The sequence below is a fragment of the Rhodoferax sp. RT5P35 genome (assembly GCF_056521385.1).
This window is the reverse complement of sequence record NZ_JBWMAX010000017.1, coordinates 74436-94043: the sequence shown is the minus strand read 5'-3', so window position 1 is coordinate 94043 and position 19608 is coordinate 74436. Positions and strand designations below refer to the sequence as shown.

Annotated in this window: 15 protein-coding genes; 3 read left to right on the top strand and 12 right to left on the bottom strand. The window is 63.5% G+C overall.

The window, feature by feature from the left end; genetic code table 11:
• Positions 1-208: 208 nt before the first annotated feature.
• The 7 genes from AC097L_RS21395 to AC097L_RS21365 all read right to left on the bottom strand — a co-directional run bounded on the left by AC097L_RS21395 (position 209) and on the right by AC097L_RS21365 (position 6456).
• Positions 209-682: a hypothetical protein gene (locus tag AC097L_RS21395; RefSeq protein ID WP_479588738.1), complete on the bottom strand. Its 474-nt coding sequence runs from the start codon at positions 680-682 to the stop codon at positions 209-211.
• Between the two features lie 90 nt (positions 683-772).
• Complete coding sequence (locus tag AC097L_RS21390) at positions 773-1186, bottom strand: hypothetical protein (RefSeq protein WP_479588737.1); 414 nt, start codon at positions 1184-1186, stop codon at positions 773-775.
• Positions 1187-1653: 467 nt separating this feature from the next.
• A complete protein-coding gene (locus AC097L_RS21385; RefSeq protein ID WP_479588736.1) occupies positions 1654-2496 on the bottom strand; it encodes a hypothetical protein in 843 nt (280 codons plus the stop codon).
• Positions 2497-2566: 70 nt separating this feature from the next.
• Positions 2567-3370: an ABC transporter ATP-binding protein gene (locus tag AC097L_RS21380; RefSeq protein WP_479588735.1), complete on the bottom strand. Its 804-nt coding sequence runs from the start codon at positions 3368-3370 to the stop codon at positions 2567-2569.
• Positions 3371-3374: 4 nt separating this feature from the next.
• Positions 3375-4403, bottom strand: coding sequence for a FecCD family ABC transporter permease (locus AC097L_RS21375; RefSeq protein WP_479588734.1), 1029 nt, complete (start codon positions 4401-4403; stop codon positions 3375-3377).
• Positions 4400-5428 carry a FecCD family ABC transporter permease gene (locus tag AC097L_RS21370; protein ID WP_479588733.1) on the bottom strand — a complete coding sequence of 343 codons (1029 nt, stop codon included), beginning with the start codon at positions 5426-5428 and terminating at the stop codon, positions 4400-4402. The genes AC097L_RS21375 and AC097L_RS21370 overlap by 4 nt, the downstream gene beginning before the upstream one ends.
• Complete coding sequence (locus AC097L_RS21365; RefSeq protein WP_479588732.1) at positions 5425-6456, bottom strand: iron-siderophore ABC transporter substrate-binding protein; 1032 nt, start codon at positions 6454-6456, stop codon at positions 5425-5427. Before AC097L_RS21365 ends, AC097L_RS21370 begins: the two co-directional genes overlap by 4 nt.
• 93 nt (positions 6457-6549) lie before the next feature.
• Here AC097L_RS21365 and polA point away from each other — a divergent pair, with 93 nt between their 5' ends.
• The gene (gene polA, locus AC097L_RS21360) at positions 6550-9354 is read left to right on the top strand and encodes a DNA polymerase I (protein WP_479588731.1); all 2805 of its coding nucleotides are present in this window, start codon (positions 6550-6552) and stop codon (positions 9352-9354) included.
• Positions 9355-9444: 90 nt separating this feature from the next.
• Here polA and AC097L_RS21355 read toward each other — a convergent pair whose 3' ends face one another.
• Positions 9445-10380 carry a LysR family transcriptional regulator gene (locus AC097L_RS21355; RefSeq protein ID WP_479588730.1) on the bottom strand — a complete coding sequence of 312 codons (936 nt, stop codon included), beginning with the start codon at positions 10378-10380 and terminating at the stop codon, positions 9445-9447.
• A 106-nt stretch (positions 10381-10486) separates the two neighbouring features.
• Here AC097L_RS21355 and AC097L_RS21350 point away from each other — a divergent pair, with 106 nt between their 5' ends.
• Positions 10487-11470: an NAD-dependent epimerase/dehydratase family protein gene (locus AC097L_RS21350; protein WP_479588729.1), complete on the top strand. Its 984-nt coding sequence runs from the start codon at positions 10487-10489 to the stop codon at positions 11468-11470.
• Positions 11471-11651: 181 nt separating this feature from the next.
• On the opposite strand, the gene AC097L_RS21345 is transcribed toward AC097L_RS21350, so the two are convergent.
• A complete protein-coding gene (locus tag AC097L_RS21345; protein WP_479588728.1) occupies positions 11652-13202 on the bottom strand; it encodes a GGDEF domain-containing protein in 1551 nt (516 codons plus the stop codon).
• A 404-nt stretch (positions 13203-13606) separates the two neighbouring features.
• Between AC097L_RS21345 and AC097L_RS21340 the strand changes: the two genes are divergently transcribed.
• Complete coding sequence (locus AC097L_RS21340) at positions 13607-15034, top strand: sensor domain-containing diguanylate cyclase (RefSeq protein WP_479588727.1); 1428 nt, start codon at positions 13607-13609, stop codon at positions 15032-15034.
• Positions 15035-15109: 75 nt separating this feature from the next.
• Here AC097L_RS21340 and AC097L_RS21335 read toward each other — a convergent pair whose 3' ends face one another.
• From AC097L_RS21335 to AC097L_RS21325, 3 genes are all read right to left on the bottom strand, one after another.
• On the bottom strand, positions 15110-16519 hold the full coding sequence (locus tag AC097L_RS21335) for an IS701 family transposase (protein ID WP_479588726.1): 1410 nt from the start codon (positions 16517-16519) through the stop codon (positions 15110-15112).
• Between the two features lie 37 nt (positions 16520-16556).
• The gene (locus tag AC097L_RS21330) at positions 16557-17459 is read right to left on the bottom strand and encodes a peptidoglycan DD-metalloendopeptidase family protein (protein WP_479588725.1); all 903 of its coding nucleotides are present in this window, start codon (positions 17457-17459) and stop codon (positions 16557-16559) included.
• A gap of 103 nt (positions 17460-17562) precedes the next feature.
• Complete coding sequence (locus AC097L_RS21325) at positions 17563-19599, bottom strand: spermidine synthase (protein WP_479588724.1); 2037 nt, start codon at positions 19597-19599, stop codon at positions 17563-17565.
• Between the last annotated feature and the right edge of the window lie 9 nt (positions 19600-19608).

Below are 19608 nucleotides of genomic sequence, written 5' to 3'. Positions count from 1 at the left end.
CGATATATGGTTGTGGCACTTATAGGATATGCGTAGGTAGCTATTTTTTGTGTAGCGGATGGGGCGACATTTTGTCACTTGCTAGCAATTGCGGTCGGGCTCTTGCAGTAAAGCTAACGTATAAGAAACCGGTGCCGCGCCATGCCGGTTGAGCAAAAAACGCTGCGCTTATTCGGCTTCCCGTTAACTGCCCGGTTAGATGGCGTGTTCATGGAAAGCGAATTTCCACTTGTGCCCCGGCGTCAACCAAGGCTGCTTGCCAATCGTGAAAATCCCTAGGCCACCCCTCTGCGACTTTGAACGCGCCGGACAACAACAATTTCTTGGCATCGGACGGGGACGCTTTAGTGGCTTGGCGGAGGATGGAAAAGACCTTTACAGCATTTGCCCCAACAGAAGTCACCCAGAGCTCAGGGGCGCGATGTGGTTTGGCTTCGTACGGCGGGAACTCGCCATACTGGGCATGTAAATTTGAGAGAGCTTCGCTGGTTGTATTCGAGGACAGCGCTTGGGCAGCCTGAAGATGTTGATTGCAGAACCACTCAAGGCCTTGTGGTTGTCCCGCAGCGCCTTCGGGAAGTGACTGGTAGTCGAAAAACTGAACTAAGGCACCACCGGTTTGGAAGTGAAAGTATTCCGATCCAAAGTCTTTTTTGCACAAGTAGCATATGGGCGACTTCATGTAGGAGCAATACAACGTCGACGCTGTCCGGCACGCAACATGTGCCGCGAAGCTGCAACCTGCGGCTGTGTGTCCGTACCGAGCAGCATGTTAAACCGCATGACGATGTAGCCTAGCGCCCAGCAGGAATGCTGGAACCGGTAACAAGACAGAGGCAACCTTAGACCAGAACGGAATGGGCAAGTAGTATGGTACGAGGTTGCCAATCAATGCAAAGAGCGTGACCAAAAGACCTGCATAAAGTGCATGACGAACACTCGTGTTTGCACATAGTCTCGCGGTCCATAAACCACCAGGAAGCAGACACAAAAAGCCAACCAAGTGCGCAAAAACAAGATACGGTGTTGATTCGTATGCGCGAGCATAAGACTCGTTTCCTGGAACGCCTTGCGCCACAAGCGTCCAAAGAAATATTAATCCGAAGATGAACAGCACGACATAACTAAGCGCCATGCCAATGGCAGCGCCAATAAAAACTGCAGTTGACGGTTTGACGAAATGCATTGGTGATGTCGATGGTGTGGTTTAACGTGAAGGTGACCGGATTACAACACTTTGCGGCGAAGCCGCCTCCTGCTGTTGTGGGTCCGTGTCGATTGACATGTTGTGGAGCATGACCACTACCTCCGCCAAGGTCCCCACTAGCACCGCCCGGTACATCCGTGGGCGGGATGAACGGGCCAGCCCTAGTGCGTGGCGTTGCATCCGAACGAAGAACAAGCGCAACCAATATTGCTCCGAGAACCGGCATCAGCCACACAAGCACAGATTGAAGCAGCACTTGCGTTCGAGTGTAGTTACCGCTCCGTGAAACAGCGATGCAGACGCCAAGGTTTAGGACCGCCAGGCCGACCACGGTGGACCAGAGCCACCAAGTCACGTCAACATGTACCATAAACGCAATGCATGCCGCAAAATGCCGCGGCATAACCTGGCGAACTCAACTAACAAAACCGGCATTGAGGCTTGTCTCATTTGAATGGCTTCCACCATGCAGCCTTCCGAAATGGCACAAGATCTTTGGGCGGTGCGGAAACGACAAGACTGGAAACTACCTCTGTCATGCGACATCGAACTTTCGAAAGTGGATGATCCGGGAAGATCTCGTCGTACTTCTCGCCATCTGAAGGCAATGCGCGTAGCGGCTGCGAACGCATTTGATCGAACATGTCGTCGGGGCTGCTTACCTCTATAGGCTCCTCCACCGAAGAAGGGATTGGCCACTTGTCTCCTTCCATGAGCATCATTGCCGCTTCGCGCATCCCGGTTGTTCCGACTTCTACAGACTCGACATTGAGTTGTATCGTCCAACCCTTGAAAGGTATCCAGAGGATGTGGACAAACATCATCGCCAGGCTCTTCGGGACAGGAGATCGATACTTGAATAGGCCTCTTAAGGCGCTGAACTGACCAATCTGAACTACTGCCATCTCAAGCATGACACCTTTGTTCTCAACGCACTGGCGCGCGTAGAAATCTGCAGCTGCTGGGCAGTCCCGCAGATCAAAGGGCCAGGTGGGTGGTTGTGGCGAAACCCGAAGATTGTGATAGACGCCAGTTGTACTGGCCCACATGCGATGCGCATCGGACTCTTCGACCAGTTTGCAATCGGATAGATCAAAGGTGACTGAATTTATGTTCGGCATTTTCTTGAGGGGGCCTAACGCGAAAGTGAGCGGACGCTGAAGGCGGTCCGCTCGAATGGCCATCCAAATCTCCTGAAACGGGCTTGCAGACTGAATTTTCAGTGAGGTAACTGGACAAATATCCAAATATAAAAATTTCACCAAACCCCGCAGAGCTTGCACGTCCATGTTAGCCGCCGAACGCGTGCCTGCCGTACCCCAAACAGATGAAATCAGCGCGCTGTTTCGTCGCCCACCTTCATCCCCGCGTACGCCCCTCAGGAATCACCAGCGGCGTCCCCGACACCGGGTCTTCGATGATCCGGCACGGCAGATCAAACACCTGCTCCACCAGCTGTGCGGTGATGATGTCCTGGGGCGCGCCCTGGGCCACCAGCTGGCCCTGGCGTAGGACGACCAGCTGGTCGGCGTAGCGGCAGGCGTGGTTCAGGTCGTGCAGCACGGCGACCAGGGTGCGGCCTTGCTGCCGGTTCAGGTCGCGGAAGAGTTCCAGCAGGTCGATCTGGTGCGCCAGGTCCAGGTAGGTGGTGGGCTCGTCGAGCAGCAACAACTGCGTGTCCTGCGCCAGCACCATGGCCACCCAGACGCGCTGGCGCTGGCCGCCGGAGAGTTCGTCCACCAGCTGGTCGGCCAGGTCTTCGATAGCGGTGGCGCGCAGGGCCTGGGCGACGATGCGGTCGTCCTCGGCCGTCCAGCCGCCGAACAGGCTTTGGTGCGGATGGCGACCGCGCGCCACCAGCTCGGCCACGCGTATGCCTTCGGGGGCGATGGCGGTTTGCGGCAGTAGGCCAAGGCGGCGCGCGACTTCGCGCGTAGGGTAGCTGCCGATCAGCGCGCCGTCCAGATACACCTGGCCGGCCTGTGGCGTGCGCAGCCGCGCCAGGGCTTTCAGCAGGGTGGATTTGCCGCAGGCGTTGGGGCCGACGATGACGGTGAACGCGCCGTCGGGGATCGCCACGCTCAGGTGCTCGGCCACACGGGTGTCGCCGTAGGCCAGGGTCAGGTCTTCGCCACGGAGGCGGTAGGCAGTGGGTGTGTGCATGGGTTCAGAGGTCGTGGCTTCGCCATTCGCGGGCTAGTAAGTCAGTCAGGTACGCCCCGCCCAGGACGCTGGTGACCAGGCCGACGGGGATCTGGAACGGCGCCAGCACCAGCCGCGCCAGCAGGTCGGCGCTGGCGCACAGCACGGCGCCCATCAGTGCGGCCGCCCACAGGCCGATGCCGGGTGCGCGGCACAGGCGGCGTGCCAATTGCGGCGCGGCCAGGGCGATGAAGCCGATGGGGCCGGCGCAGGCGATGGCCAGCGCGGTCAGGCCCACGGCCACCAGGGTCAGGTAGGTGTGGCTGCGGCCAACGTGCAGACCCAGGCTGGTGGCCAGCTCGTCGCCCATCTCCAGCAGGCGCAGGCGCGGGCTGAGCAGCCAGGCCAGCGGCAGCAGCAGGGCGCAGCCCAGGCCCAGGCGCTGGGCTTGCAGCCAGCCGCTGCCCTGCAGGCTGCCGTGCAGCCACATCTTGGCGGCGAGGGCCTGGTCCAGCTCGGCGCGGGTGAGCAAGAAGTCGTTCACCGAGGCCAGCATGGCGGCAATGGCCAGGCCGATCAGCACCAAGCGCTGCCCGTGCAGGCCGCGGTGCAGGCTGAACAGGTAGACCAGCGCCACCGTGGCTAGGCCGCCGACCAGCGCACCCATGGGCACGTTCAGCGCCCGGTCGCCCAGCCACAAAATCACCACCAGCGCGCCGGTGGCCGATCCGGTGGTCAGGCCGATGATGTCCGGGCTGGCCAGCGGGTTGCGCGACAGGCTTTGGAAGATGGCCCCGGCGGTGGCCAGCGCTGCGCCCGCGCCGAGTGCTACCAGAGCGCGCGGCAGGCGCAGGTCGATCAGCACCATGCGGCCCATGTCCTCGCCACCGCCCCACAAGGTGGCGAAGAAGCGGCCCCAAGGGAGGTCGTAGCTGCCCAGGCGCAGGCCCAGCAGGGTGACGGCCAGGCCGGCGGCTAGCAATGTCGCCAACACGACGCGGGTGCGGCGGTGCGCGAGTTCGGCCCAGATGCCGGTGCTGATATTCAGGTTCATACCGCGCTCCCACGCCGGCTACGCTGCACCAGGGCCAGCAGCACCGGTGCACCAATGAAGGCGGTGACGATGCCCACCTCGATCTCGCTGGGTACGGCGATCAGTCGGCCCAGGATGTCGCTGCCCAGCACCAAGACCGGCCCGGCCAACAGGCCGTAGGGCAGTATCCAGCGCCAGTGCGGCCCCACCAGCAGGCGCATCGCGTGCGGAATCACCAGGCCGACAAACGCAATCGGCCCCGCCGCCGCCGTGGCTGCGCCGCACAGAAGGGCAATGGCGATAAAGCTCCAGACGCGTACCGGCTTGAGCCGCAGGCCCAGCGCCTGGCCAAACTCATCGCCCAGGGCCATCGCGTCCAGCGCCCGCGCCTGCCATAACGCAATGCCGCAGCCCGCCAGCACCAGCGGCAGCATGGGCCACAGCACGTCGGCGTTGCGGCCATCGAGCGCGCCCACTACCCAGAAGCGGTAGGCATCAAAAGTGGTGCTGTCAAACAGCGTGACGATGCCGGTGCACGATGCCAGGCTGGCGCTGATGGCCGTGCCCGCCAGCAGCAGGCGCACCCGCTGCGCGCTGGGCGCAGCCCCGCTGCTCAGCACATATACGCCTACCGCCGCCAGCAGTGCACCCAGCAGTGCAAAGCCCACCGTGCCCACATAGCTACCCACGCCCAGTACCGACATGGCCAGTACCACCGCCAGCGCCGCCCCAGCATTGATGCCCAGCAGGCCGGGGTCGGCCAGCGGGTTGCGCGTGAGCGCTTGCATCAGGCCACCGGCTACGCCCAGGGCTGCGCCCACTGCCAGGCCCAGCGCGGTACGCGGCATGCGCATCTGCCAGACGATGGTGGATTCGACGCTGCTATCCGGCTGCCACAGCAGTTGCCACAGCCGGGCCAGCGGAATCGGGCGTGCGCCCAGCGAGATACTGGCCAGCACCAGGCCCATCAGGGCGGCCAGTAGCAGGATCAGCCCCAGGCCCCGGGCGGCACGGCGGGCTGGGGTGGCGGCGGGAAAGACGGTCATGGTTTCGGCAGTCGGTTGGGGGCAGTTTGTGCCAGCGCGTCCAGCACCGTTCGGGCCGCCAGCGGGCCCGCGTTCAGGTAGAACGGGTCCAGCCCGACGCGCACGCTCTTGCCCTGGGCGGCACCGCGCAGGCGCGGCCACAGCGGCGAGCCGGTCAGGCTGGAGACGGATTTGTCTCGGGCGGCATAAAAAATCCAGTCGGCATCGGCCTGGTCCAGCAGCTCGCCGCTGATGTCTTGCGAATTGCCCGCAAAGCGCTGGCTGGGCGGGCGCTGCAGGCCTGCGTCTTCGGCAATGCTGCCGGTGAACGAGCGCACACCCATCACCCGGTTGCGTGAGGCGTTGGCCTGCACGAAAGATACGCTGGGGGCTGTGCCTGCGGGCCAGTGCCCGGCCAGCGTGCTGGCATCCGCGTGGTACTGCTGGAGCCAGGCGCGGGCCTGATCACTGCGGCCCAGCGCATCGGCCAGCAGCAGAAAGTCGATCTTCCAGTTCACCCCGTTGCCCCGTGTCACCACCGTGGGGGCAATGCGCTGGTAGAGCGCGTGCATCTGCGGCGTCAGCATGGCCTTGTTAACCAGGATCAGGTCGGGACGCAGGGAGGCCAGCACCTCGAGGTCAGGGGCGCTGCGCACGCCCAGGTCGGCGGTGCGGCGCATGGCAGCCTGGTGCAGGACAAAGCCCTGGGCCAGGTAGTCGGCATATAGGCGGCCCTGGTCGTCGCGGGTGGTGGCCACCGGCACCAGGCCCAGTGTCAGAAGGCCGTCGTTCTGCCCGGTGGACAGCACGGCCACGCGCTGAGGTGGTTGGGCGAGCAGCGTGCGGCCTTGGTAGTGCGCCACGGTGCGCGGAAACACGCCGTCTGCCGCGCCGCTACCCAGGTCGGCGGCCAGCTTGCGCGGGGCGGCGTGGGCAGGGGGCTTGGAAGCGTTGATGGCTTGGGCGGTGGGGTCCGCAGCAGATGCCGCAAAGGTCAGCCCGCAGAGCAGCAGCGCCAAGGTGCTGCGACGGCAACGTAAAAAAAACATGGTGGCAGCAGGGATATAAACGGTAATGAGAATTGATTGTAATTGCCTTGCGTTGTGCGGACGGCGCAAGGATCCCGCAGGCAAAATGCCCCCATGACAACCCAAAAAACCCTGCTGCTGGTCGATGGCTCCAGCTACCTGTACCGCGCCTTTTTTGCCGGCGGCGAAACCATGAGCACCACCTTGCCCGATGGCACGGTGCAAAAAACCGGTGCCATTCGCATCATCATCAACATGATGAACAGCCTGCGCAAAGAAGTGCGGGCCGACTACGCCGTGTGCGTGTTCGATGCCAAAGGCCCCACCTTCCGCGACGACTGGTATCCCGCCTACAAGGCCACCCGCAGCCCCATGCCGGATGATTTGCGCACGCAGATGGAGCCGGTACACGAGGTCATCCGCCTGATGGGCTGGCCAGTGGTAGCCGTGCCGGGGGTGGAGGCCGATGACGTGATCGGCACGCTGGCCCGGCTGGCGGGCGACCAGGGTATCGAGGTGGTGGTGTCCAGCGGCGACAAGGACTTGAGCCAGTTGGTGAATGCACACGTCACCATCATCGACACCATGAACGGCAAGCGCCGCGACGTGGCCGGGGTCACCGAAGAATTTGGCGTGCCGCCCAGCCTGATGGTGGATTACCAGACTCTCGTGGGTGACACCGTGGACAACGTGCCTGGCGTGCCCAAGGTCGGCCCCAAGACCGCTGCCAAGTGGCTGATGGAATACGGCTCACTCGACGCATTGATGGCCCGTGCCAGCGAGATCAAGGGCGTGGCCGGTGAGAACCTGCGCGCTGCTGTGGACTGGCTGCCGCAGGGCCGCCGCCTGGTCACCATCAAGACCGACTGCGAACTGGCGGGCTACATCGAAGGCCTGCCTGCTATGGATTCCATAGCTTTTAATGCACAGGATACGGGCGCTTTAAAGGCTTTTTATGAGAAGTTTGGCTTCAAAGGCCTGGCCCGGAATCTGGACGGTGCCGCCGCTGTAGAGCCTGCACTTAAGGCGGATACGGCCGAGAAGACCCCCAAGGCCAAGCCTTCCGATCCCGGCCTGTTCGACGAACCCGCCGCTGTCGAAGTTGCTCCCACCCGCACCCCCGGCTTCGAGACCATCCTGACCTGGGAGGCTTTTGACCTGTGGCTGGCTAAGCTGCAAGCCGCCGAGCTGGTGGCGCTGGACACCGAAACCAATTCGCTGGACGAAATGCTGGCCGAGATCGTCGGCATCAGCGTCTGCGTCACCCCCGGCGAGGCCGCCTACATCCCGGTGGCGCACAACTACCCCGACGCGCCCGCCCAGTTGCCGCGCATTGATGTGCTGGCCCGGCTCAAGCCCTGGCTGGAGGATGCCAGCAAACCCAAGCTGGGCCAGCACATCAAGTACGACCGCCATGTGTTCGCCAACCACGGCATCGAAGTGCAGGGCTACGCCCACGACACCATGCTGCAAAGCTACGTGCTGGAAGTCCACAAACCGCACGGCCTGGCCAGCCTGGCCGAACGCCATCTGGGCCGCAGCGGCATCAGCTTCGAAGACCTGTGCGGCAAAGGCGTGCACCAGCTCACCATCAACCAGGTGGATGTGGAAAAAACGGCGGAGTACGCCTGCGAAGATGCCGACATGACCCTGGCCGTGCACCGCGTGCTGTGGCCGCAGTTACAGGCGGTTCCAGCGCTGGCCTTCATTTACCAATTGGAGATCGACAGCAGCGAGGCGCTCTACCGCATCGAGCGCAACGGCGTGCTGATCGACGCGGCCACGCTGGCCAGCCAAAGCCACGCGCTGGGCCAGCGCATCGTGCAACTGGAAAACGAGGCCTACGAGATTGCGGGCCAGCCCTTCAACCTCAGCAGCCCCAAGCAGTTGGGCGAAATCTTCTTCGACAAACTGGGCATGCCGGTAGTCAAGAAAACCGCTACCGGCGCGCGCAGCACTGACGAAGAAGTGCTGGAAAAGCTGGCCGAAGACTACCCCCTGCCCGCCAAGCTGCTGGAGCACCGCAGCCTGGCCAAGCTCAAAGGCACCTACACCGACAAGCTGGCCTTGCTGATACTGCCGCGCAGTGGCCGTGTGCACACCCACTACGCCCAGGCCGTGGCCGTGACCGGTCGCCTCAGCAGCAACGACCCGAATCTGCAGAACATCCCCATCCGCACCCCCGAAGGCCGCCGCGTGCGCGAAGCCTTTGTGGCCGCACCCGGCAACCTGATTGCCAGTGCCGACTACTCGCAAATCGAGCTGCGCATCATGGCCCACATCAGCGGCGACGCTGCGCTGTTGCGCGCCTTTACCGACGGCCTGGACGTGCACCGCGCCACGGCCGCCGAGGTGTTTGGTGTCACGGTGGAGCAGGTCAGCAGCGAGCAGCGCCGCTACGCCAAGGTCATCAACTTCGGCCTGATCTACGGCATGAGCGCCTATGGCCTGGCCAAGAACCTGAACATCGACAACACCGCCGCCAAAAACTACATTGCCCGCTACTTCGACCGCTACCCCGGTGTCAAAACCTACATGGAAACCACCCGCGAACTGGCCAAACAGCAGGGCTATGTGGAGACCGTGTTTGGCCGCCGCCTGCAGCTGGCGAATATCCAGAACGCCAAGGGCGCGCTGCTGGCCGGCCTGGAGCGCGCCGCCATCAACGCGCCGATGCAGGGCACGGCCGCCGACCTGATCAAGCTCAGCATGGTCGCCGTGCAAAAAGCGCTGGATGCAGAAAAACGCGCCACCAAAATGATCATGCAGGTGCACGATGAACTGGTGTTCGAAGTGCCCGAGGCCGAGGTGGACTGGCTGCGCGTTGAGATTCCGCGCCTGATGGCCGGTGTGGCAGACCTGAAGGTGCCGCTGCTGGCCGAAGTCGGCGTGGGTCCCAACTGGGATAAGGCGCACTGATTGCTATCGAATAAATAGCTATCAGCGTAGGTAATATGTACGCTACAGGCCTAAAAAATATATGAAAAATAGCGGCATCGTGTAGGTGCTCTAAGTGCTAGCTGGAGGCTCGGCGTGCTGTAGGTAGGCGGTGAGCCCCGCCGCCAGCGCCGCAAAAGTCACCGCGCAACGCGGGCTTTCGCGCAGGTCTTCGTGCATGGCGATCCAGGTGTCCAGCGACAGCGAAAACTGGGTCTTCAACACCCGAACCAGGGCCGGGTCTTTTGCCGCCAGCGCTGACTGGCAAAAGCCGATGCCGAAGCCTGCGCGGATGGCCGACAGCTGTGCCAGGTCGCTGTCGGCACGGAAGCCAAAGGCGGCGCGAGAGAACTCTGGGAACCGGTCCTGCAGCTTCCGGATGTACGCACTCTCTCGGTCGAAACCAATCAGCGCGTGCTCCGAGAGCGCGTCTATGGAGGTGGGCACGCCGTGGGCTGCCAGGTAGTGCGCATGGGCATGCAACCCGACTTCGATGCCGCCCACCCGCTTGGCCACCAAGGCGTCCTGTGCTGGCCGCAGCATGCGCACCGCGATGTCGGCCTCGCGGTGCAGCAGATCGTCCACCTGGTTCGATAGCACCAGTTCGATGGTCAATTGGGGGTGCTCGTTGCGCAGTGCTGCCAGGATCGGAGGCAGCACCTCGACGCCAATGATCTCGCTGGCGGTGAGGCGTACCGTTCCGCGCACGCCCGCGCCGTGGCTGCTGGCCACCCTGCGCAGCGCGGCCGCGGTCGCTGCCACACCGGCGGCATACGGCCCGAGTTCCAGCGCCGCCTCGGTCGGCGTAAAGCCATCGAAGGATCGGGTAAAGAGCTTCAACGCCAGCGCGGTCTCCAGGCTGTCGATGTGGCGGCCAACGGTCGGCTGCGTCAGTCCCATCGCGCGTCCGGCTGCGGACAGCGAGCCTGTTTCCAGGACTTTGAGGAAGGTGCGGTACCACTCCCAGTTCGGTTCGCTCTCGGTCACGGTGCTGGTCATGGTATGCATTTATTTATAGAGATCATGCAATTCTAGGTAATTTTCATTTGGCCGTTGATCTTGCAAACTGCAGTCTCTGCAAGCAAAAAAACCATCGAAATCAACGGAGTTCACCATGTCGCATCCAGTTACCCAGCCCAAGATTGCTCTTTTCGGTGCCGCCGGCGCCATCGGCCAAAGTATCGCCGCTACTCTCAGCAGCCAAGGCCAGTCCTACCGGGTAGTCGGCCGCACAGAAGCCAGCTTGCGCAAGGCTTTTGGTGCAGAGCCGCTGGCCGAGATTGCCACCTGGAACCCTGACTCACCTGCCTCGGTGCAGGCCGCCGCCACCGGCATAGAGACGCTGGTCTACATGGTCGGGGTGAATTACTGGCAGTTCGAGCTGCACCCCGAAATCATGCGCAAGACCCTCGCAGGGGCCAGTGCTGCCGGGGTCAAGAACATCATCCTGATCGGCACCGTCTACCTCTATGGCATGGCTCAGACCAATCCGGTGCGGGAAGACCATCCACGAGAGCCGCACACCTTCAAGGGCCGCATGCGCAAGGCACAGGAGGATTTGGTCATGCAGGCGCATGCCGAGGGCCGGATCAACGCGACCGTCTTGCGCCTGCCAGACTTCTACGGGCCCGGCGTGGAGGCCAGCCTGCTGCACCTGCCTGCATTGGCCGCCGTCCAGGGCGGCACGGCGGACATGGTCGGGCCGATCGACCCCCCGCATGAGTTTGTCTTCGTGCCCGATGTCGGGCCGGTGGTCGCCAAGTTGGTGGACACGCCTGCCGCCTTTGGGAAGATCTGGAACTTTGCTGGCGCCGGGGTGACATCGCAGCGCGCGCTAGTGTCGGAGATGGAACGTCAGACCGGCAAGCAGATCAAGCTGCGGGTCGCAGGCAAGACCATGCTGCGCCTGATAGGTCTGTTCAAACCTTTCATGCGCGAGATGGTCGAGATGAACTACCTGATGACCGATCCGCTGACCATGGACGACTCGGCGCTGCTGCAACTGATCGGGCCGATCCGCAAGACCCCGTATGCCGAGGGCATCCGCCAGACGCTGGCTGCGGTGGCGAGCACCCGGACCCAGCCCGTCGCAGCTTGAAGCAGCACATTTCACGTAGATCCGTCAGCGCGTCTGGGGGCCGACGCACCTTCGGTCAAAAGCTTCTACCCAGCGCAGAAACATCTCTTTCGAAAATACCGCAGAACTGGCTTTGCCAGGCCGCTGGTAGCGCCCTCTGCAAGGGGGATGGCGACGCCACGCAGTGCGCAAGCCGGGGGACCTACATCTGGCTGACTTCAAACTGCTGCCGTCCAGCATTCTTGGCCCGGTACAGCGCGTTGTCGGCCGCATCTACCAGCGACTCGGCTTGGCGGTCGGCATCGGGCACGGTGTGGGCGATGCCGATGCTGAGGGTCACATGGTCGGCCGTGGGCGATGCGGCGTGCGGGATGCGCGCCAGGGCCAGCGCGTCCATGCAGTGCTGTGCAACCAGCCGGGCATGGTCCTGGTCGGTGCCGGGCAGCAACAGCACAAATTCTTCGCCGCCGTAGCGGGCCACCAGCTCGCCTGCGCGGCGCACACAGGTGGCCAGCAACTGGGCCACACGGCGCAGGCAGGCATCGCCTGCCACGTGGCCGTAGTGGTCGTTGTAAAGCTTGAAGTGGTCGATGTCGATCATGAGCAGAGCCAGCGGCTCCAGCTGGCGCGCACCGCGCAGCCACTCGGTGGCCAGCACCGCGTCAAAATGCCGCCGGTTGCCGATGCCGGTCAAACCGTCGGTGGCCGACAGCAGGGCCAGGCGCTGGTTGGCCTGCTCCAGCGCCTGGCGCTGCAGCACCATTTCGGTAACGTCCAAGCGCACGGCCACGATGTAGCCTGACGGCGTGCGCGACTCGTAGGCATGCATCCACACGCCGATGGGATAGGAGCGCACCTCGGGCGTGGCGCGTTGGCCGCGTTCGGCCAGGTGCTGGGCCAGCCATTCTTCTTCGCGGCCCATGGCTTCGTGTGGAAAGCCCTGGCGCAGGCCGATGCGCACCAAGGCCTCGTGGGTCAGGCCCCGGCCTTCTTCCAGCGTAAACCAGGGTCGCATCTCGCCCATCTTGCGGTTGAAATAGACCAGCCGGTCTTGCTCATCAAACAGCTCGATGCCGATGGGCATGGCCTCCAGCGCCTCGGACAGCTGGGTCTGGGCGCGTTGGGCTTGTTGCCGCGCTTGTTCCAGCGCCCGCTCCTTGCGCACCGCGTCGGTAATGTCGGCCCGCAGGATGGCGGTACTGCCGTCTGACAGGCGCTGCTGGCTGATGCGCAGCCAGCGGTCGTGCGGCTGCGCCTGGATTTGGGGTTCTACGGGGTTGCGGAAGGCCGCCAGCCGCTGCTGTATCCAAGCTTCATCGCTCCCGAATTCGGGCATTTCCCCCAGCGCCACGGTACGCCGCAGAATCTCTTCAAACCGCACGCCCGGCACCATGAAAGGCGCTGCATCGGGGTAGTGCACCCGGGTTCGCGCATTCACCAGCACCATGCGCTCCTGTGCATCAAACAGGGAAAACGTGGCGTTATCGGGCAGGATGTCCAGGGCCTCTTCCAGCATCTGGTGTGAAGAAGGCGTGGGGGTGGCATCCGCTTCGGCCAGTGCCGGTGCGGCAGCGCCGCGGGCGGCCACCACAGCACCCCCCAAAGCCACCCAGCCAGCGACCAGCGCCACTTGCAATAGCACCACCGGCCAGCCCAGCGGCAGCCATGCCAGCGCGAGCTGCGCAACGACCAAAGCGCTTGCCGCCAGCCACGTTGGCCAGACGCTAGTGTGCAAAAGCAAGGGACGTGGCATGGCGTAGGCCCGTGGTGTGTAGAAACATTTAACAAAGCATAGCAGTCGCCCCCTTGCAAGATGCGCTTCAGCTTGGTATTTTCAAAATGCGCTGGGCGGTGGTGGCGACCTGGTGGGATAAGCGGCTTGGCCAGCGCAGGTGGGCTTGGTCAATTTTGCACGACCCGTAGGGCGGGAGCCGTACTTTCATTTTTAGATTAATTTGGCCTGTAGTCCTTAACCAGTATGTATAAATTGCTACTAATTTAATAGTAAGAGAGAAACTTATTTTCCATGGATAGAAAAATTTCTCTCCATAATTGCATACAGAAATGATGCGCAATTTTTCTGCGGTGGTAGTGGCTGGCGTATTCTTGCTGCTGTGCGCGATGCATTCCTAGCCAACCAAAACCCTCTCTCTTCTGATGCCCAAAGCTCCCCAACATTTCTCGGCCACGGCACCGCAACGCAAGTGGGGGCTGTTGCTGGCGCTGTTGATCATATTGGTGGCTGTGGCGGCTGAGCCCTACGCGGCCACGGCCCTGCCGGTGGTGGCTCCGTTTTTACCGATTTTTGCGGCCACCGTTACGCTGACCGAGGCATTGACTGCCTACCTGCTGATGGTGCAGTTTGCTGCGGTGCGGCGCTTTTATCTGGTGCCGCTGGCCGGGGCATATGCCTATGTGGCGATGCTGGCCCCGATCCAGTTACTGGTGTTCCCCGGGGTGTTTGCTCCCACCGGCCTGCTGGGGGGCAACAACCAGTCGGCGGTGTGGCTATGGGTGTTCTGGCACGGCGGATTTCCATTTTTCATTGGTGTGTCCTTGCTGCTGCGGCAGTCGCGCGTGCATGCCGCGCTGTGCCAACGCGTGTCGGTCCGGCAGGCCGGGCAGCTGTTTTTGCTGGCACCGCTGCTGGCCGCTGCCATGGCCTGGCTGGCGCTCCATGACGAAGCCTTGCCGGTCTTGATCAATGGCAACAGCTTCAAGACACTTAGCGACAGCGCTGCGGGCTGGACGGTGTGGGCGCTCAACCTGGCTGCAGTGGCGCTGGCCTTACTGCTACCCAAGAAGCGCTGGGAACTGGCTAACCTGTTCCTGTTTATAGCCGTGCTGGCCTCTCTGGCCGATGTGTCGTTGACTCTGTTGTCTTCGGCCCGCTACAGCCTGGGCTGGTATGTGTCGCGGCTGCTGAGCGTCGTCTCTTCGGTCAGCCTGCTGGCCGCTTTGATCTACCAGATCACCCAGCTTTACCAGGAACTGGCCACCACCCATGCGTCCTTGCTGCGCAGCTCAGCGCGCGATAAGCTCACCGGTGTGTACAACCGCAACAGCTTTGACAGTGCCGCCCAGGCGGAATGGCAGCGCGCCCAGCGCAGTGGCGAGCCGCTGTCGCTGGTGCTGGTGGATATCGACCATTTCAAACGCTACAACGACCATTTTGGCCATGTGCAGGGAGATACCTGCCTGCACGCCGTGGCCCAGGCCCTGGCCCGCAGCGTGCACCGCCCCACCGACATGGTGGCCCGCTATGGCGGCGAAGAGTTCGTCATCCTGCTGCCCGGTACGCGCACCGAGCATGCCCTGGGCATTGCCGAGAATGCCCGCCATGCCCTGGCCGACCTGCAGATACCGGCCTACGCGCCAGGCCTGTGCGTGACCTTCAGCGCGGGTTGCGCCAGTTGGCATGCCAACGCGGGCTTCCCGGACTTTGAAGAGCTATTAGTGGCAGCCGACCAGGCCTTGTACAAAGCCAAAGCCCAGGGCCGCAACCAAGTATGGGCCCAGGAAGACAAAGTGCTACGGCCCGCCAGCGCCTACGCAAAGCCCCGCGCTGTGCAGGCAACGGCTTAGTCCCGCATCGTCAAAATGAGGGTAAAAAGTGCCGCTGGCCTAAGCTTTACCTACGCTGTTAGCTATTCATTAATCTTACTGTGTCACAAGCGCAACCTTGCGCCCACCCTGCCGCAGCAAGGACATTGCCCGAGCCGGGCGATCAGTTGGTGAGCCAGGCGATGACGCAGCGTCGTGATCGAGTTCCTCACGTGCCGCTGCGCCCGCAGGGCTGCCTCGGGGGAGGTAATCGCCGGGAACGACAGGCACTTGGCATTCGATGAAGTTTTTTTTGCCGCCGATTGACTTGTCGGCAGTGAGTCTCTCGGACATCAAGAACCCGTAGGCCGCGATGCTCAGGCTGGCGTGGTGGTGGAAGCCGCGCCAGCCACGCCCCTCGTAATGGCCCAAGCCGAAGTCCTGCTTCAGGTCCTGGTAATCGCGCTCGATGCGCCAGCGCTGATAGGTAACGCTGACCAAATCGGTGATGGGCGTGTCTTCGGGCAGCGTGGACAGGATGTACTTGCAGGGCTCAGTCTGATCCTTGGGCCATTCAATGAGCACCCACTGCAGCGGGCGCAGCCTGGCCTTGCCGGCATTGCCACCTGCATGGCGCACGCGTAGAGCGGCAAAGCGCCCGCTGAGCGGCGCGTTGGTGCCTTCGCGCCAGGTGATGGTCTTGAATGCCCGTGCGGGCAAGGACATGGCCAAGGCCTTGACGCTCACCGGTTGCAACTCGGGAGTACGGCGCGGCATCACCGGCGGTCGCCCTGTGCCGCTGTAGAGCGCGGGCGGCAGCGGCTCAACCCCGGGCCCCCAGACCACCACCGCTGAAGTCACGCCCACCGCGTAGGTCAGCCCCATGTCGCTCAAGGCTTGGCGGAAGGCAGTGTCCACGCCGTAGCCTGCATCGGCCAGCACGCAATGGTGCGGCGCGCCGTCGGCCAGCAGCGCGCGCAGTTGCTGCAAGGCGATCTGCGGCTTGGTCGCAAACTTCGTCGCCTCAGGTACACCGGCCCGAGCCCTGCGCGCCGCATCCGTTGCCCACTCCTCGGGCAGATAGAGCTGCCACGCCACCGGAATGCTGCCTTGATCGCAGGCCAGCGACACGCTCACCGCGACTTGACAGCTGTCCTGCTTGCCCAGCATGCCGCAGTATTGCCGGGCTACGCCCACCGAGTGCTTGCCCTTCTTCGGGAAGCCGGTGTCATCAATGATCCACCAGCCACCACGGTTGAAATCCATCCTCGGCACAACCCACTGACAAACCCGTCTCAGCATCTCCGCGTCAGACCACTCGGCCTTGGCCACGAAGTGATGCAGCGACTGATGCCTGGCGCTTGCGTGCAGCGGATCAACGCGGGCTGCCATCGGCTCCACGCTCTTGCGTGCCAGCGGCAGCATCAAGCCTGTGCAATAGCCCCTGAGTCCTGCGTGCCGGTCTGTATGGCCAAGTCCTTCGGCCAAATGTTCCAAGTACCGGTCAAATCGTTCGATGGCATCCATCATTCCTCACGTAAAAAATGAAGAAGTCCAGATAATGTCATGATTTTATTGACACAGTAAGATTAAGGAGCATTTGCGCAGGCGGAGCTGACGCCGCCATAAACAGCGCTGGGTCCACCATGGCCCGGTTCAGGCAGATCGACCAGTGCAGGTGCGGCCCGGTTACGCGGCCGGTGGCGCCCACGGCACCCAGGCGCTGGCCGGTCTGCAGCACATCGCCGGGCTGCACGGCGATGGCGCTCAGGTGGCAAAACATGCCCAGCAGGCCGCCGCCGTGGTCCAGCCAGACGGTGTTGCCGTTGAAGAAGTAGTCGCCGGTGTCAATCACCCGGCCCGGCAGCGGCGCGGCCACCGGCGTGCCTGTGGCGGCGGCGATGTCCATGCCGCTGTGCGGGTTGCGTGCCTGCCCGTTGAACACCCGGCGCAGCCCGAACGAGCTGGAGCGCCGCCCTGGCACTGGCACCTGCATGCGCAAACTGGGCGGCAGCGGTTCGCTGAAGCTGGCCATCACGGTTTGCAGGTGGGCGTGTTCGCGGTTGTAGCGCGCTTCGTCCTCGATTGAGAGATCCACCGTGCCGGGAGCCACTTTCAGCCGCTGCTCACGGTACTGCTTGGGCCCCACGGTGTAGGCCACCTGGCGCGTGCCGCTATCGGTTTGCACGCGGATAAAGGCCGGGCCCAGCGCCGCAGCCAGCGGAATGCCGACGATGGCTGTCCACTCGATGGGATCGCCCAGCACCAGCACCGGTACGTCCCCCGCAAACACCACAGGCCGCAGCGCCGCAGGCCCCAGCGACAGCCGCGCCACGCCGCCCGGTACCCGCAGGTCCTGCGGCCAGAGCGTGGGGACGGTAGGCTTGATGGGGGTGGCGGCGTGCAGGCGGGGGGCCAGCAGGCCCAGGGAGGCGAGCAGGGTGGTGCGGCGGGTCAGGAATGGCATAGGGTCAGGGGTTGAAATAGCAAGCGCGCAGTATCGTTTAGGACTTACGCAAGCCCCTGTGCGCCCGGCGGGCGACACAGGGGGCGCTGCGTAAGTCCCGTCGCTACTTCAACACCCCAAACAGGTTGTTGAAGTCGTCGGTCCACAGCCGCAGGCCGGGGATGGGCGGGATGGCGCTGGTGGCGGTATGGATTTGCGGGGTCTGCAGGCGTGGCGCGCTGCGGCTGACCAGCACCCAGTCGGTGCGGCGCAGGTCGCTGTCTTCGGCGTCGTCGTGCACAAAGGCCACCTGCAGGCCCTGGGCCAGGGCGATTTTTTCGACCACCGGGGCCATGTTGAGGAAGCGGTTGGTGACATGGAAGGCAATGATGCCGTCAGGCCGCATATGGCGCAGGTAGACCTGCATGGCCTCGGCGGTAATCAGGTGGATGGGCACCGAGTCGCCCGAGAATGCATCCACCGCCAGCACGTCAAACTGCTGCGGCGCTTCGCGCTCCAGCGCCAGCCGGGCATCGCCCAGCACCCGGTCGATATGGGCCGGGCTGTCCTTTAAAAAGCTGAATTCGGTGTCGGCAAAGTCGAATACCTGGGGGTTGATTTCATACACCCGGTAGACATCGCCCGCCCGGCCATAGCTGGCCAGGGTGCCTGCGCCCAGGCCGATCAGGCCGACGTGCCGGGGCGTGGCCGGGGCCGACACCGGGATCGACAATATGGCCCGGCCGATGCCCGAGGTGGGGCCGTAGTAGGCCGTAGGTTCGCGGCGGCGCTCGGCGGCCAGGTACTGCTCGCCATGCTTGACCGAGCCGTGGTAGAGCTGGCGGCGGTTGCGCTGCGGGTCGTTGGGGTCGGTGCTGTCCAGGCTGCTCAGGGTGCCGTAAAAGTTGCGCGCCATGCGGCGGGTACCGTCTTGTTCGTTGCGCACCTGTTGCCACAGAAAGTAGCTGCACACCAGGGCCAGCGCCACGCAGGCCAGGGCGTGGGCCCGCTGGTGGCGCAACACTACCGCGCCCAGCACGGCCACCAGCACCAGGCCGATGCCCATCTCGTAGTACGCGGGCAGCACATGCGGTGCCACCAGCCCCACGGCCACGCCACCCAGTGCGCCGCCCAGAGACAGCATCAGGTAAAAGCGTGTCAGGTAGGCGTGACCAGGCCGCATCGATGCCATTTCGCCGTGCAAAAACATGCACAGCACAAACAGGCCCACTACATACATCGGCACGCCCGTGGCCAGGTCGTAGCCCATGCCAGCCTGCAGGCCGTAGGCGCACAGCAGCAGGGCCACGGCGGCGGCGGGCAGCAGCAGGCTGCGGCGGTACCAGCGGTCGTTTTCAAAGGTCAGCACAAAGCTCAGCAGGTAGACCGACAGGGGCAGCACCCACAGAAAGGGAATCGCGGCCACGTTTTGCGTGATGTGGTTGGTCACGGCCAGCAGCAGCCAGGTGGCCAGCGCTGGCAATGCCAGCCACACGGCATAGCGCGACCAGCCGGGGGCGGCCTCGGTCGGTGCCGGGGGCGCACTGCGGGCCGGAATCGGTTTCGCCAACCTCGCCGCGTACAGGCTGGCCGTGGTGCACAGCAGCACAAAAGCCGCGTAGCCCCAGGACCAGCCCAGCGCCTGCTGGCGCAAGGCGGTGTAAGGCTCGATCAGCACCGGGTAGGCCAACAGCGAAGCCAGCGAGGCCCCGTTGGACAGCGCAAAGTAGCGGTACACCTGCGCGCCCCAGGGTGTGCGCGCCAGCCAGGACTGCACCAGCGGCCCGGTGGTGGAGAGCAAAAAATACGGCAGCCCAATGGTGCCCAGCAGCAGCCCCAAAATCTGCAGCGACGGGTCTTCGGCCCCGGTGGGCTTCCAGTGCGCGGCGGTGATGATGGGCAAAAACGCCAGGCTGACCAGTAGCAGCATCGTGTGGATGGCTGCCTGCAGCCGCGCGGGCCGCCGGGTTAGCCAGTCGGAATAGGCGTAGCCCGCCAGCAGCACCCCCTGGAAGAACACCATGCAGATAGACCACACCGCCGCCGAGCCGCCAAACCACGGCAAGATCTGCTTGGCGATCAGCGGCTGCACCAGAAACAGCAAGAAGGCGCTGCTGAAAATAGTGCCTGCAAATAGGCTCTTCAAGAGGGCTGGCGGCATGGGGCGTAT

Coding starts and splice junctions, on each gene's coding strand:
- AC097L_RS21395 (WP_479588738.1), bottom strand. CDS start 682: ATGAAGTCGCCCATATGCTACTTGTGCAAAAAAGACTTTGGATCGGAA.
- AC097L_RS21390 (WP_479588737.1), bottom strand. CDS start 1,186: ATGCATTTCGTCAAACCGTCAACTGCAGTTTTTATTGGCGCTGCCATT.
- AC097L_RS21385 (WP_479588736.1), bottom strand. CDS start 2,496: ATGGACGTGCAAGCTCTGCGGGGTTTGGTGAAATTTTTATATTTGGAT.
- AC097L_RS21380 (WP_479588735.1), bottom strand. CDS start 3,370: ATGCACACACCCACTGCCTACCGCCTCCGTGGCGAAGACCTGACCCTG.
- AC097L_RS21375 (WP_479588734.1), bottom strand. CDS start 4,403: ATGAACCTGAATATCAGCACCGGCATCTGGGCCGAACTCGCGCACCGC.
- AC097L_RS21370 (WP_479588733.1), bottom strand. CDS start 5,428: ATGACCGTCTTTCCCGCCGCCACCCCAGCCCGCCGTGCCGCCCGGGGC.
- AC097L_RS21365 (WP_479588732.1), bottom strand. CDS start 6,456: ATGTTTTTTTTACGTTGCCGTCGCAGCACCTTGGCGCTGCTGCTCTGC.
- polA (WP_479588731.1), top strand. CDS start 6,550: ATGACAACCCAAAAAACCCTGCTGCTGGTCGATGGCTCCAGCTACCTG.
- AC097L_RS21355 (WP_479588730.1), bottom strand. CDS start 10,380: ATGCATACCATGACCAGCACCGTGACCGAGAGCGAACCGAACTGGGAG.
- AC097L_RS21350 (WP_479588729.1), top strand. CDS start 10,487: ATGTCGCATCCAGTTACCCAGCCCAAGATTGCTCTTTTCGGTGCCGCC.
- AC097L_RS21345 (WP_479588728.1), bottom strand. CDS start 13,202: ATGCCACGTCCCTTGCTTTTGCACACTAGCGTCTGGCCAACGTGGCTG.
- AC097L_RS21340 (WP_479588727.1), top strand. CDS start 13,607: ATGCCCAAAGCTCCCCAACATTTCTCGGCCACGGCACCGCAACGCAAG.
- AC097L_RS21335 (WP_479588726.1), bottom strand. CDS start 16,519: ATGGATGCCATCGAACGATTTGACCGGTACTTGGAACATTTGGCCGAA.
- AC097L_RS21330 (WP_479588725.1), bottom strand. CDS start 17,459: ATGCCATTCCTGACCCGCCGCACCACCCTGCTCGCCTCCCTGGGCCTG.
- AC097L_RS21325 (WP_479588724.1), bottom strand. CDS start 19,599: ATGCCGCCAGCCCTCTTGAAGAGCCTATTTGCAGGCACTATTTTCAGC.